Consider the following 14,082-nt stretch of genomic DNA (forward strand, 5'->3'; position numbering starts at 1 on the left):
CTGCACCGACCGGCGCGGACGGCCCACGAAGCGTTCCGCGCCCGGACCAGACCGCTCGCACTCCTGGGGATCCCATGCTCAAGCGTTACGTCTTCGCCCTGTCCGTAGCCGCGACCGCGCTGCTGCTGCCCGCCGCCGGCGCCGCGCAGGCCGCCGACGGCGACACGGCCACGACCACCGTGACGACGACCACCGGGGCCGAGGGCAGCACCACCACCCAGACGCCGCGTCACATCACCCTGCACGACGGCCGGGTGGTCACGGTCGGCACCACGCCGGGCGGCCGGGGCCGTGACACGGCCGACAGCTCCTGGGGCGGCTGACCGCACCGGCCCGTAGGGGCCGTCGAGAAGGGGGGAGGGAGGACCGCATCGCGGTCCTCCCTCCCCCCTTCTCACCTCTCACGCCGTCAATCGCCCTTGCTGCCGAGGCAGACGACCGCGTACCGGGCCTGCGGTGCGCCGACACGGCGACGCGACCAGCCGGCCGGTACGTACAGCAGCTCGCCGGGCAGCAGCCGACACCGGAAGGACTCCGGCCGGCCGCTCCGGCCCGTCCCGCTCAGCTGCCAGGTGACGGCGCCTGCGATCTGGTGGATCAGCAGGTGCTCCCGACCCCCGGGCTGCCCGGTCCAGGCCGCGTCCGCACCGCTCCCCGGGGCGGCCCCGGCCGTCTCCACCCGGTCCAGCCGCACGGACAGGCCCGTCAGCGAGGCCAGGGCGGCGGTGAACCGTTCCACCTGCGCCGGGCACACACCGTCGCCCGCCGGGCCCGCCCCGGCGTCGTCGGCGTCGTCGGCGTCCTCGACCTCGTCGACTTCTTCGGCGTCGAGGGCGTCGTCACCGTCGTCGATGCCGTCGGTGTCGTCGACGTCGCCGAACGCCGGGTTGTCGTATTCGGGCCACAGCACACCCGGCATCCGGTCCAGGTGGACCGAGAGGAACAGGACGATCTCCCGCAGGTGCGGGGCCTCCCGTTCCCAGGCTTCATCCGGCATGTCCATCACGTGCTGCCCCTCTTGTTCGACGGCTCCACAGCTCCCATCCCAGCAGCATGCGACACGCCCGCCGACCACGACAGACACGAAAACGCGTGACACCAGGTCAGGAAGGCGGTACCGGGTCGCCGTCCACCTCGCCCTCCAGGTCCAGCAGACCGCGCGCGGCGGCGGCCACACCGGCCTGGAAGCGGCTGCCCGCACCCAGTTCCTGCATGATGTCGGCGATGTGGCGCCGGGCGGTGCGCAGCGACATGCCCAGGCGACGGGCGATGGCCTCGTCCTTCAGCCCCGCCGCGAGCAGCCGGATGATCGTCTCGTGGATCTCCCGGGCGACCTCCTCGAGCCCCTGCCCCGCGGCGGCCGAGAACGGGGAGGCCAGGTCCCAGGTCTGTTCGAAGATGTCGCACAGGTAGGCGACGGTCGACGGCTCGCGGATCACCACGGCGCCCCAACTGCCGTCGGAGACCGGGATGAAAGCCAGTTGCCGGTCGAAGGCGATGAGCCGGCCGAACAGTTCGTGCGCGGTGCGGTACTGCGCCCCCAGCGGGGACGTGGCCGCGACATAGGCCTGGCTCGGCCCGTTGAAGCGGGCCGTGTGGTGGTAGAGCGTCCGGATCGAGATCCCCCGCTGGAGCATCGTCTCGTCCCGCCGCAGCGCCTCCTGCATCGCCTCCGGCACCCTGCTGCCGCCGCCGGGCTGCGAGCTGAGCATCTCGGTCGTGCAGTTGAGGGAGGCCCGGTTGAGTGCCCCGCGCACGTCCTCCAGGCTCTCCAGGACCTCCAGCGACTCCCCCGTGGAGCGGCGGCCCAGATAGTGCGGCAGGAAGCGGCCCAGGTCCTCGCGGATCCCGCTGATCGTCCGCTGCCGGTCGCGGATCTGCGCCTCCAGAGGCGCGACGAGTTGCTCGGCGGCCGTGTCCGGGGCCACCGCGAAGGCGACCGTCGGGTCGACCGGACTCACGTGCAGCAGGCGTGAGGCGCGCAGGCGGGACAGGCTGCGCCGGACCTCGTCCGCCTCGCGCCCCGTGCCGGCGGCCACAGCGTCCACGTCCACCGTGCGGTGTTCGAGCACCCAGCCGTAGATATCGATGTCAACATCGGCGTCGTTCGGATCCGGCACCTCGTCAGATATGAACATTGCCCCACTTTGCCCTTTTCGCCCCTGGTCGCTTTACTGCCAGGCACTTTGGTGAGGTGCCCGCCCCCTGGCGCCAGGATAAGCAGGCCGAAAGGCTGGACCCCATGAACAGCAGCGGCTGTCCGGCCACTTCGGGCCCCGGACGTCCGAAACGGTGCGATCACCCCCAAAGTGATCGCACCGCCGCCCGGTGTGCCGAGCCCCGCCGCTCCCCCCTCCCCTTCGATCCGGAATCCGGAGTCCCACATGCTGCACACCACGCTCACCGCCCGCACGCCGGAGCTGCCCGCCCTGACCCCCCGCGAGCAGGAGGTCCTCGCCTACCTCGCGCAGGGGGACACCTACCGGATGATCGCGTGCCGGATGGGGCTGAGCCCGCACACCGTCGACACCTACCTGCGCCGGCTGCGCAGCAAGACCGGCGCGGTGAACCGGACCCAGCTCACCCACATCGCCTTCCGGATGGGCTACTGATCCGACCGCGCGGCACCGGCCCCGGCCACCGGGACACCGTCCTCGAAGGTGCGCATCCGCCGCAGCGGGGAGCAGAGCAGGACCAGCGGGGCCGCCGACAGGGCCGCGGCGCACACCCACAGTGCGTCCCGCACGCCCAGGAGTTCACCGAGGAGTCCCGCCAGCAGGCCGCTCAGGGGCAGTACGCCCCACACCAGGAAGCGCATGGTGGCGGTCATCCGACCGAGCAGGTGCGGCGGGCAGACCGTCTGCCGGTAGGTGACCTGGCAGATGTTGTACAGGGTGACGCCGGCCGACTGGACGAGCGATCCGAGCACGAACAGGCCGATCCGCCAGTCCTTGTCGGCCAGCGGGAGCAGCAGCCCGAAGGGCATCGTCACCAGCAGGGACAGCCACGTGAGCCGGGCCGCGCCGACGGCCCGGGTCACCCGGTCCGCGGCGGTGGCGGCCAGCACCGAGCCGATCGTGGCCGTCGTCAGCACCCAGCCGATGGCCGCGGGCGGCAGTCCCACCGTCCGGGTCAGGAAGAGCACCTCGATGGCCATCACCGCGCTGAGGAACAGGTTCACGGCGGCCGTGTTCAGGGCGATGAGCCGCAGGATCCGGTGGCTCAGGACATAGCCCAGCCCCTCGCGGATGTCACGCAGCAGGTGCCGGCGCGGGGCCGGTGCCGGCTTCTCCTCCCGGGCCTCGATCCGGCCCAGCAGGACCACGGAGACCAGTGAGGTGACGGCCTGGCCGGCCAGCGTCCCGGCCGCGCCCAGCAGCTGCACCAGGAAGCCGGCGACGCCGGGGCCGGCGAACTCGGCCCCCGAACGCACGGTCTCCAACTTCGAGTTGCCCGCGATCAGGGTGTCCTTGCCGATGAGGGTCGGCAGATAGCTCTGATCGGCGACGTCGCCGAACAGCCGGGCGCAGCCCAACAGCAGGGCGACCGCGTACAGCAGTGGCATCGAGTGCAGGTCCAGCAGGTAGGCCACCGGCAGCGCGGTCAGCAGGAGGGCGCGCGCGAGGTCGGCGGCCATCATCACCCGGCGCTTGCGCATCCGGTCCACCCAGGCCCCGGCGGGCAGGCCCAGCAGCAGGAACGCCGCGTGTTCCGCGGCGGACAGCAGACCCGCCTGCATCGCCGAGGCGTCGAGGGTGAGCACCGCCATCAGCGGCAGGGCCACGTACGTGATGCTGCCGCCCAGCTCGTTGCAGATGTGCGAGGACATGAAGAGACGGAAGTCCCTGCGGCGCCGGCGCTCCACGGCCTGACCGGTCTCGGTGGACTCGTCGGTGGTGACGGACACGGGTGCGTTCCTTGTCTGGTCGCGGACGGGGTCCGCAGGGGGCGGGTTCATCGGAGGGCGGGCGCCGGGAGCGCCCTGGGGTCGAGCTTGCCGCCGGGGGTACGGGGCAGCCGCTCCATCAAGGTCACCACGGCCGGTACGAGGTACCCGGGCGTCTTGGCCAGAAGATGACGGCGCAGGCCGTCCGGGGTGAGGGGGCTGCCGGCCGTGACGGCGGCCCAGGCGGCGAGCTGCGGTCCGTCGGCCGCCGCCACGGCGCGCACGACCACGTCGACGACCTCGGGGTGGGCGGCCACGGCCGCCTCCACCTCCTTGAGTTCGACGCGGTGGCCGCGGATCTTGACCTGGTCGTCGGCGCGCCCGAGGAAGACGAGCGAGCCGCTGCCGGGGGCCCGGGTGACCCGGTCGCCCGTGCGGTACATGCGCTCGCCCGGGGCGTCCGCGAAGGGGTCGGCGACGAACCGCTCGCAGGTCAGGCCCGGCCGGCCGTGGTAGCCGCGCGCCAGGCAGGAACCCGCCAGGTACAGCTCGCCCGCGGCGCCGGGGGGCGTCTCGCGCAGTTCCTCGTCGAGGACGTATGCCCGTACGCCGGCCAGGGGTTCGCCGAGCGGGATCAGCTCGTCGCCGGTGAAGCCGGCGAGTTCGGCCGGGGCCGGCTCGTAGGAGGTGGCGGTGATCGTGGACTCGGTGAGGCCGTAGCAGCTGACGACCGGGGGGTGGCCGGCCGCCGTCCAGCGCGTGAGGTCCGCGGTGCGGCCCGCGTCACTGCCGATCACCACGCGGCGCAGTGCGGACGGCAGCGGCCGGGGGGCCCGCTCCAGGTCCTTGGCCCACTGCGACCAGTACGGGGTCGGCAGGTTGACGACGCTGATCCGCTCCGCGGCCAGGAACGGCTCCAGTTCGGCGGGCGAGAGGACGTTGTCCTTGACGAAGACGGCCGCGCCGCCCGTGCACCAGGTGGGCAGCGCCTCCTCCAGGCTGACGTCGAAGGCGGGTGCCGCGAACTGCAGGACCGCGTCCTGGTCGGTCAGGCCGTAGCGCTCGGCCAGGGTGGCGACCTGTGCGGCGAGTCCGGCGTGGCCGACCGCCACGGGCTTGGGCTGCCCGGTGGATCCGGAGGTGAAGAGCACGTAGGCGAGGGACCCCGGTGCGATGTCGGCGGGCGGGGCCGCCGACGTGGGAGCCGCGGTCGTGGTGGACGCCCAGAACAGCTCGCTCCCGGTGCGGCGTTGCAGCATCGCGGCGGCGTGGGTGTCCGGGGCGACCGCGTGCCGGGTGCCGGCGGCCCGCAGCAGGGTGCGCAGCCGCTCGTCGGGGGCGTCGAGGTCCACCAGGAGGGGGGCGGCGCCGGCGTACCAGATGCCCAGCAGCCCCACCGCCCAGTGGACGCCGCGGCGCACCCCCAGGAGCACGGTGTCCTCCGGCCCGGCGCCGGCCGCGCGCAGCTCCTCGGCCACCGCGCGCGCCCGCCGGTCGAACTGGCGGTACGTCAGCTCGCCCTCGGGCGCGCGGACCGCGGTGGCCCCGGGTGTGAGCCCCACCCGGTGCGCGATGCGCAGGGGTACGGGGGTGGTCTCGGTCGGGCTCATGGTGATGGTGTCTCCTGGGGGTGCGGTCGGGCTCTTCGCGGCGCGGTCGGAGCTGGTCATGCCTGGTCGGGCCGGTTACGCCCGTTCACGGGAGCGGGGGCGCAGCGCGGGGCGGGCGGGGGCGGTGGCGGCCTCGGCGATGCGGGCGGCGATGCCCGAGGGGGTGGGCGTCTCGAAGAGATCGCGGATGCCCAGCCGTACGCCGAGTTCGGTGCCGATGCGGCCGGCCAACCGGGTGGCGAGGAGCGAGTGGCCGCCGTGGGCGAAGAAGTCGTCGTCCATCCCGGCCTCCTGGAGGCCGAGGACGGAGGCGAAGACCTCGCAGACCGTCTTCTCGGTGGGGGTGGCGGGCAGCCGTCCGGCGGGGCGGTGCACGGTGGCCGGGTCGGGGAGCGCCTTGCGGTCCAGCTTGCCGTTGACGGTGAGCGGGAACCGCGGCAGGTGCAGGAACAGCGACGGGACCATGTAGTTGGGGAGGCTGCGGCCCAGTTCCGTACGGACCTCCTCGGCGGTGGGCGTTCCGGTGAAGTAGCAGATGAGCCGCTGCTGGCCCGCGTGGTCCCGGTCGACGGCGACGACGGCCTCGCCGACGCCGGGCACGGCGCGCAGCGCGGTCTCCACCTCGCCCAGTTCGATGCGGTTGCCGCGGACCTTGACCTGGTGGTCCTGGCGGCCGAGGAAGTCGAGCTGGCCGTCGGCCCGCATCCGGGCGAGGTCGCCGGTGCGGTACATGCGGCTGCCGGGCACGGCGGAGAACGGGTCGGGGACGTAGCGCTCGCTGGAGCGGCGCGGGTCGCGCAGGTATCCGGGGCCCACGCCGGTGCCGCCGATGAAGAGTTCGCCGGGCACACCGGGCGGCACGGGGGCGAGCGCGGAGTCCAGCAGGTAGAGGGTGTTGTTGCGCAGCGGGCGTCCGACGGGCAGCCGGCCGTGTTCCAGCTGGGCGTGCACGTCGGGGCCGATGAAGGCGTGCGTGTTGTCGTCGGAGCACTCGGTGAGGCCGTAGGCGTTGACGATCGCGGCCTGCGGGTGGCGCGCGTACCAGCGGGTGCACAGTTCGGGCGGCAGCACCTCGCCGTTGACGATGAACCAGCGCAGCTCCGGCAGGGCCGGCGGCAGCACGCCGGTGTCCCACAGGTCGACGGCGGCGCGGACGAAGGAGGGCACGGTCTCCAGGACGGTGATCCCGCGGCGGGCGGCGTCGTCGAAGAGGGCGGCCGGGTCGCGGGCGGTGTCCCGGGTGACCAGGTGGACCCGTCCGCCGGTGATCAGCGGGGCGAGCACCTGCCACACGGAGATGTCGAAGGTGAGCGGGGCGTTCATCACCACGCGGTCGCCGTCGCCGAGACCGAGGTCCTCGACCTTGGCCAGGAGGTGGTTGTTCATGCCCCGGCGGTGGACCATGGCGCCCTTGGGCTTGCCGGTGGAGCCCGAGGTGAAGCAGACGTAGGCGAGGGCGTCGGGCCCGCCGGCCGGCGCCGGGCGCTCGCCCGGGACCGCGGCGGCCGCGTCGTCGATCACCAGGACGGGCAGCCCGCCGGGGACCGCGGCGGCGATCTCCTCGGCGCGCGCCCGCTGTTCGGGGGCGGCCAGCAGGCGGGCGATCCCGCCGCTCGCCAGGAGGCCGGCGGTACGGGTGACGGGGCCCTCGGGGTCGAGGGGGACGTAGGCCGCACCGGAGCCGAGGATGCCGAGCATCGCGACGGGGACGCGGGCGGTGGGCTCGCTGAGTACGGCGACCAGGTCGCCGGGGCGCACCCCGTCGGCGAGCAGGGCCAGGGAGAGGGCGTCGGCGCGGGCCACGAGCTCGGCGTAGCCCAGTTCGCGGCCGGTGTCGTCGGTGGCGGCGACGGCGTCGGGGCGGCGCCCGGCCTGCTGCCGGACGCGCTCGACGACCTCCGCGTACTCCTCGTCGCGGGCCGTGTCGTTCCATTCGGCCAGGACGCGGTGGCGTTCGGCGGGCGAGAGCAGGTCCACGGTGCCCACCGGGCACGAGGGGTCCTCGGCGACGGCTTCCAGGAGCCGGGCGAGGCGTTCGATCAGGGCCTGGGCGGTGTCGCGTTCGAAGACGTCCGGCCGGTAGTCGATCTGCAGCCGCAGCCGGTCGCCGGGGATGGCGGTCAACGAGAGGGGGTAATGGGCGGCGTCGTACGGGTCCACTCCGGTGACCTGGAGCCCGCCCGCGCCGAGTGCGGCGAGGCCGGCCGCGTCGACCGGGTAGTTCTGGAAGGCGACGCAGGAGTCGAAGAGCTCGCCCGCTCCCGCGAGCCGCTGGATCTCGACCAGCCCCAGGTGGTGGTGGTCGATCAGGCGCGCCTGCTCGTCCTGCAGCCGCTCGAACAGTGCGGCGAGGGTCTCGGTCGGGTCGATGCGCACGCGGACCGGCACGGTGTTGATGCACAGGCCCACGATGTCGGCGACGCCGGGCAGTCCGGGGTCGCGGCCGCTGACGATGGCGCCGAAGACCACGTCCTCGGAGCGGATCTGGCGGCCGAGCAGGAGTGCCCACGCGCCCTGGAGCAGGGTTCCGGAGGTGATCCGGTGGCCGCGGGCGAGGGCGCCGAGCCGTTCGGTGAGGGACTCGGAGAGGTACGTCTCCACGCGGTCGGGCAGCACCGAGCCGGGCGGCGGGGACACGGGCGCGGTACGGGTTCCGCCGGGCAGGCCGTCCAGGGCGCGGGTCCAGGCGTCCTGGGCGGCGGCCGTGTCGCGGCCGTGGAGCCGGCTCAGGAAGGCGGAGTAGGGGGTGACGGGTCCCAGCGGGGCGTCGTCGGCGTGGTGCAGGGCGAGGAGTTCGCGGACCAGGACCGGCCAGGACCAGCCGTCCATCACGATGTGGTGGTAGGTCAGCAGCAGTCGGTGGGACAGCGGGCCGGTGCGGACGAGGGTGAAGCGCAGCAGCGGCGGCCGGGCGAGGTCGAAACGGGTGGCCCGGTCCTCGGCGAGGAGGGCGTCGACGGCGGCGGTGCGCTCGGTCTCGCCGAGCCCGGACAGGTCCGTCTCCCGCCAGGGGGCCCGGACGCCGCGCTGGACGACCTGGGCGGGTTCGCCGGTGGTGCGGCGCAGGAAGCCGGCGCGCAGGCTCGCGTGCCTCTCCAGGACGGTGTCGGCGGCGGCGCGCAGACGGGCCGCGTCGAGGGGGCCGTCGAGGTCGAGGAGCAGCTGGGCGACGTAGACGTCGCGTTCCTCCTCGTCGAAGAGGGCGTGGAAGAGGATGCCGTCCTGGAGCGGGGACAGGGGCAGGACGTCCTCGACCAGGGAGCGGGCGGCCGGGGTGGCGGCGGGCGCGGCGGGGGTGGACGGCGGGTGGTTCACGGTGGCGTTCCTCCGGTGGTCAGGCGGTCTGGGTGCGGCGGGCCCGGCGGACGACCGGCGGGTCCTCGGTGCCGGCGCCGGCGGCCGCCGCGGCGGGCAGGGCGGCGGCAAGTTCGGCGACGGTGGGGCCGGCGAAGAACCGGCGGATCGTGATAGCGCCGCCGAACCGGTCCCGGACCTCGGCGAGCAGCCGGGTGGCGAGCAGGGAGTGACCGCCGAGGTCGAAGAAGCTGTCGTGGACGCCGATGTGCGGCACGCCCAGGAGCTGTTCCCAGATGGCGCACAGGGCGCGCTCTTCGTCGGTGCGCGGCTCCTGGTGGGCTCCCGCGGTGCCGGCCGTCGCCGGGCCCGGCACGGGCAGGGCGGCCAGGTCGGTCTTGCCGTTGCCGGTGACGGGGAAGGCGTCGAGCAGGGTGAGGGTGGCGGGCACCATGTAGTCGGGCAGCCGGGCCCGCAGGTGCTCGCGCAGTTCGCGCGGGTCGGGAGCGGGGGCGCCCTCGGCGGGGACGGCGTAGCCCGCGAGCGCGGGACCGGCGGCCGTGTCCACGACGGTGACGGCGGCCTGGCCCACCGCCGGGTGGCCGGCCAGGACGTGCTCGATCTCGGCGGGTTCGATGCGCAGCCCGCGGATCTTGACCTGCCGGTCGGCGCGGCCGAGGTACTCGACCTGGCCGTCTGCGCTCCAGCGGGCCAGGTCGCCGGTGCGGTACATCCGGCTGCCCGGGGGGCCGTACGGGCAGGCGACGAACCGTTCGGCGGTCAGCCCGGCCCGGCCGAGGTAGCCCTGTGCGAGTCCGGCGCCCGCGATGTAGAGCTCGCCGACGACGCCGGGCGCCACGAGGCCGAGCCGCTCGTCCAGGACGTGCAGCCGTGTGCCGTCGAGGGGGCGGCCGATCGGGACCTGTCCGGTGGGGGCCTCCCGGCCCGGGCCGACGGCGAAGGTCGCCGCGAAGGTGGTGGTCTCGGTGGGGCCGTAGGCGTTGGTGACGGTGGTGCCGGGGCAGGCCTCGCGGACCCGGCGGACCATGGACGGCGAGGCGGCCTCGCCTCCGGTCATCACCTCGTGCAGCGCGGCGAGCGCGGGCAGGCAGCGGTCGGCGAGGACGTTGAAGAGGGTGGCGGTGAGGAAGGTCCCGGTGACCTTCTCCTCGGACATCAGCCGGGCCAGCGCGTCGACGTCGAGTTCGCCGGGCGGCGCGACGACGACCAGGCCGCCGTTCAGGAGCGGCACCCACAGTTCGTAGGTGGAGGCGTCGAAGGCGTGCGGGGAGCGGAACAGCACCCGCTCGTGCGCGCCGCCGCGCCAGCGCCGGTCGGCGGCGAGGGCGACCACCTCGCGGTGGGAGACGGCCACGCCCTTGGGGGTGCCGGTGGAGCCGGAGGTGTACATCAGGTAGGCGAGCGCGTCGGGGTGCCCGCTCGGCCCGGCGGTCCCGGCCGTCCCCGCCTCCGCGGCGGACCGTCCGTCCGGGCGCAGTACGTGGCGCGGACCCGCCGGTAGGGGTTCCCCGTCCGGGACGTCGGTGACGAGGACGGCGGCCCGGGCCGCGCTGAGCACGGCCTCGGTACGGGCGCGCGGGGCCCGCGCGTCCAACGGCAGGTAGGCGGCGCCCGCCTTGAGGATGCCCAGGCAGGCGGCGACGAGGTCGGCGGAGCGGTCCATCAGTACGGCGACCGACTCGCCCGGCCGGACGCCGAGGGCGCGCAGCCGTCCGGCGATCCGGTCGGCCCGGGCGTCGAGTTCGCCGTACGTCGTCTCCCGGCCGGCACAGAGCACGGCGGGGCGGCCGGGGTGGGCGGCGGCCCGCTCCTCGAAGGCACCGTGGACGGTTCGGGCGTCGGGGGCGACGGGCTCGCCCTGCCAGTGCTCCAGCAGGTCGGCGCGCTCCCCGGGCAGCAGGACGTCGAGTGCGGAGAGCGGGACGCCGGGCTCGCGGACGACGGCGCCGATGAGGTGGACGAGACGGTCCAGCAGGCGCCGGGCCGTGGCCTCGTCGAACAGGTCGCTCGCGTACTCCAGTCCGAGGAGCAGGCCCAGGGGCCGCCCGGTGGCCGGGTCGTGGAGCTCCTCCACCTCCAGGGTGAGGTCGAACTTGGCGGTGTCGGTGCGCACCGCCTCCGCCTCGGCCCGCAGGCCCGCGAAGGCGGGCGGCCGCGGCTCGTCGCGCTGCGCGGAGACGGCGACCTGGAAGAGCGGGTGGCGGGCGGGCGAGCGGGGCGGGTTGAGGCGTTCGACCAGCGATTCGAAGGGCAGTTCCCGGTGGGCGTACGTCTCCAGGGCGGCGGCGCGCACCCGGCCCAGTACGTCCGTGAAGGTGGGGTCGCCCGAGGTGTCGGCGCGCACGATCAGGGTGTTGACGAAGAGGCCCACGAGGTCGGTGAGGGCTTCGTCGTCCCGGCCGTCGACGGGGCAGCCCAGCGGCAGGTCGGTGCCGGCGCCGAGGCGGGTGAGCAGGGCCGCGAAGGCGGCCTGGACGGCCATGAACGGGGTGGCCCGGGCGCCCCGGGCCAGCGCGGCCAGTCCGGCATGGGTGGCGGCGTCGGTCCGTGCCTCCACCAGTGCGCCCCGGTGGCCGGCCACGGCCGGGCGCGGCCGGTCGGCGGGCAGGGCCAGCTCCTCGGGCAGGCCGTCGAGGACGGTCGCCCAGTGGGTGAGCAGCCGGCCGTGCAGGGAGGCGGGGTCCTGGGCCGGGCCGAGGAGTTCGCGCTGCCACAGGGCATAGTCCGGGTACTGGACGGGCAGTTCGGGCCACTCGGGCGACCGGCCGGCGCACCGGGCGGTGTAGGCGGCGGCGAGGTCGCGGACGAGGATGTTCACGGAGTGGCCGTCGCCCGCGATGTGGTGCAGGACCAGGAGCAGGTAGTGGTCCTCGGCGCCGTCGGTGAACAGGTCGGCGCGCAGCGGTGGGTCGACGCGGAGGTCGAAGGGCCGTGACGAGGCTTCCTCGGCCCGCCGGGCGCGTTCGGCGGGCGGGCAGTCGGTGACCGTGAGCACCGGGGCGGCGTCCGCGGGGTCCAGGACCCGCTGGTGGGGGCGGCCCGCCTCGTCGGGGAAGACGGTGCGCAGCGCCTCGTGGCGGCCGCTCACGTCCGCGAGCGCGGCACGCAGTGCCGGGCGGTCGAGGGCGCCGCGCAGCCGCAGTCCGACGGGGATGTGGTAGAGCGCGCCGTCGGCGCCGTCCCGGGCGTGGAACCACAGACGCTGCTGGGCGTGGGACAGAGGGATCACAGCAGGGCTCCGAGCTGGGATTCGAAGGTGTCGAGGTCGGCCTGGCTGACCTGGGCGAGGGAGACGTCGGAGGGGGTCAGCCCGCCGGCGCCGGGGCGGGCGGCGTGGGTGACGACGGCGCGCAGCATGGTGAACCACTCCTGCGCCAGGTCGTGGACCCACTGCCCGGAGAAGGCGTTGCCCGCCCAGGTCCAGGTGGCGCTGAGGGTGAGGCCGTCCGGGCCCTCGTGGGCGGCCGCGTTGACCTCCACCGCGTGGGCCATCGGGAGGCCTTCGTCGGCGTCGTCGAGGGCGAAGTCGTGGCCGGGCGCTGCGTCCCAGGGGGCGTCGCCGCCCATCGGGAACCGGCCGAGGTAGTTGAAGCCGATCTGGGGGATGCCGCGCGCCGCGAGACCGGGCCCGGTGCGGGAGTTGAGGTGGCGCAGCAGCCCGAAGCCGATTCCCTTGTCGGGTACGGCGCGCAGTTCCTCCTTGACCAGCCGCAGGGCGGCGCCGACCGCGGGTCCGCCCAGGCGGGCGTCGTCGAGGTCCGGGCGGCCGAGGGCGAGGCGGACGGGGAACACGGTGGTGAACCAGCCGACGGTGCGGGACAGGTCGGTTCCGTCGGCGACGTCCTCCCGGCCGTGGCCCTCGACGTCGATGAGGACGGCGCCCTCCCCGTCCGCACCGTCGGCGCCGCCGGCACCGCGCCGGCCGAGCACGGCGAGGGCCAGGGCGGTCAGCAGCACGTCGTTGACGGTGCCGTTGACGAGGCCGGGAGCGGTGGTGAGCAGGGGGCCCGTCACGTCCGGCCCGAGGGTCAGGGTGAGGGTGTTCCCCGGGCTCTCCGGGTCGAGCCCACCGGGCGCGCGGACCCCGGCCAGGGGCTGGGGGGCTTCGCGCAGGGCGGCCGCCCAGCGGTCGGCCTCGGTGGTCCGGCGGCCCGATGTGGCCTCCGCGCGCAGCAGGTCGGCCCAGTGCGCGAAGGGGGTCGCCGCCGGTTCCAGGGCGGGTTCGCGGCCTTCGTCGAGCGCCGTCCAGCAGGTGCGCAGGTCGTCCTGGAGGATCCGCCAGGAGACGCCGTCGACCACGAGGTGGTGGATGACGAGCGCGAGACGTCCCTGCTGTCCGGCTCCCCGGTCCAGGAGTACGGCGCGCAGCATGTGGCCGTCGCGGGGCGAGAGCAGGCGCCGCGCGGCCCGCATCCTCTCCCGGGTCAGGGCGGGGAGTTCGGCCTCGCCGGTCCCGCGGGCGTCCACGTGCTCCAGCAGGTCCGCCGCGGCGACGGAGCCCGCGGGTGGTACGACGGGTTCGGCGCCGGTGGCGCCGATCGCCCCGATCCCGTCGGGCAGCCTCAGGCGGAGCATCTCGTGGGTGTCCAGGAGGGCCTGGACGGTGCGTTCGGCGGCGGCCGGCCCGAAGCCCGGCGGGGTGCGCAGGACGAGCGACTGGTTGTACGTGTCGACGGGACCGCCGAGTTCGGCGAGCCAGCCCATGATGGGGGTGGGTGCCAGCGGGCCCAGACGGCGCGGGGGCGCGCTCGCTCCGGCGTCCTCGCCCGCCCGGCCCTGGGCGCGGGCGGTGGCGGCGAGCGCGCTCACGCTCTCCGCGCGGAGCACGTCGCGGGTACTGACGACCAGGCCGGCCGCGCGGGCGCGGCTGACGACCTGGATCGCCTGGATGCTGTCGCCACCCAGCCCGGTGAAGCTGTGGCCCGCGTCGACCTCGGCACGGCCGAGGACCTCGGCGAAGAGGGTGCGCAGGGTCCCTACGGGATCGGGTCCGGCCGGGTGCCCGGTGCGGTCGACGGGCTCAGCCACGGGGTGCGTTCCCGGCGAGGGCGGCCACCAGGGAGGCGGGGCGCATGTCGGTCCAGACCCGCTCGACGTGGTCCAGGCAGGCCTGCCGGCCGTCGGGCCCGTGCACCACGGTCCAGCCGGCCGGGACGGGGTTGGCCGCGGGCCACAGGGAGTGCTGGAGCTCGTCGTTGCGGACCACGACGTAGGAGGCGTTGTCGTTCTCGAAGGGGTTGCTCATGGCGGTTCACCTTTCGGGTCGGGTGC

General features: G+C 74.9%; 10 protein-coding genes. 2 read left to right on the top strand and 8 right to left on the bottom strand.

What is annotated here, in order from left to right; all coding sequences use genetic code 11:
- Positions 1–74: 74 nt before the first annotated feature.
- Positions 75–323, top strand: a complete 249-nt coding sequence (locus AB0469_RS14755; RefSeq protein ID WP_366451748.1) for a hypothetical protein — start codon at positions 75–77, stop codon at positions 321–323.
- 86 nt (positions 324–409) lie between these two features.
- Here AB0469_RS14755 and AB0469_RS14760 read toward each other — a convergent pair whose 3' ends face one another.
- Both AB0469_RS14760 and AB0469_RS14765 read right to left on the bottom strand, forming a co-directional pair.
- On the bottom strand, positions 410–1,003 hold the full coding sequence (locus tag AB0469_RS14760) for a hypothetical protein (protein WP_366451749.1): 594 nt from the start codon (positions 1,001–1,003) through the stop codon (positions 410–412).
- A gap of 100 nt (positions 1,004–1,103) precedes the next feature.
- The gene (locus AB0469_RS14765; RefSeq protein ID WP_366451750.1) at positions 1,104–2,138 is read right to left on the bottom strand and encodes a helix-turn-helix transcriptional regulator; all 1,035 of its coding nucleotides are present in this window, start codon (positions 2,136–2,138) and stop codon (positions 1,104–1,106) included.
- Between the two features lie 246 nt (positions 2,139–2,384).
- Here AB0469_RS14765 and AB0469_RS14770 point away from each other — a divergent pair, with 246 nt between their 5' ends.
- A complete protein-coding gene (locus AB0469_RS14770; protein WP_366451751.1) occupies positions 2,385–2,612 on the top strand; it encodes a helix-turn-helix transcriptional regulator in 228 nt (75 codons plus the stop codon).
- Here the strand turns inward: AB0469_RS14770 and AB0469_RS14775 are convergent.
- The 6 genes from AB0469_RS14775 to AB0469_RS14800 form a co-directional block, all read right to left on the bottom strand.
- A complete protein-coding gene (locus AB0469_RS14775; RefSeq protein WP_366451752.1) occupies positions 2,606–3,907 on the bottom strand; it encodes an MFS transporter in 1,302 nt (433 codons plus the stop codon). The genes AB0469_RS14770 and AB0469_RS14775 overlap by 7 nt on opposite strands.
- Positions 3,908–3,954: 47 nt before the next feature.
- Positions 3,955–5,496: an amino acid adenylation domain-containing protein gene (locus AB0469_RS14780; RefSeq protein WP_366451753.1), complete on the bottom strand. Its 1,542-nt coding sequence runs from the start codon at positions 5,494–5,496 to the stop codon at positions 3,955–3,957.
- Positions 5,497–5,571: 75 nt separating this feature from the next.
- Positions 5,572–8,811 (bottom strand): amino acid adenylation domain-containing protein, encoded by a 3,240-nt coding sequence (locus tag AB0469_RS14785; protein WP_366451754.1) that lies wholly within the window; start codon positions 8,809–8,811, stop codon positions 5,572–5,574.
- 19 nt (positions 8,812–8,830) lie between these two features.
- Positions 8,831–12,040, bottom strand: coding sequence for an amino acid adenylation domain-containing protein (locus tag AB0469_RS14790; protein ID WP_366451755.1), 3,210 nt, complete (start codon positions 12,038–12,040; stop codon positions 8,831–8,833).
- Positions 12,037–13,839, bottom strand: a complete 1,803-nt coding sequence (locus AB0469_RS14795) for a condensation domain-containing protein (RefSeq protein ID WP_366451757.1) — start codon at positions 13,837–13,839, stop codon at positions 12,037–12,039. Before AB0469_RS14795 ends, AB0469_RS14790 begins: the two co-directional genes overlap by 4 nt.
- Positions 13,832–14,056 (bottom strand): MbtH family protein, encoded by a 225-nt coding sequence (locus AB0469_RS14800; protein ID WP_366451758.1) that lies wholly within the window; start codon positions 14,054–14,056, stop codon positions 13,832–13,834. Before AB0469_RS14800 ends, AB0469_RS14795 begins: the two co-directional genes overlap by 8 nt.
- Between the last annotated feature and the right edge of the window lie 26 nt (positions 14,057–14,082).

This window comes from Streptomyces sp. NPDC093801 (assembly GCF_040701585.1).
Classification (GTDB): domain Bacteria; phylum Actinomycetota; class Actinomycetes; order Streptomycetales; family Streptomycetaceae; genus Streptomyces.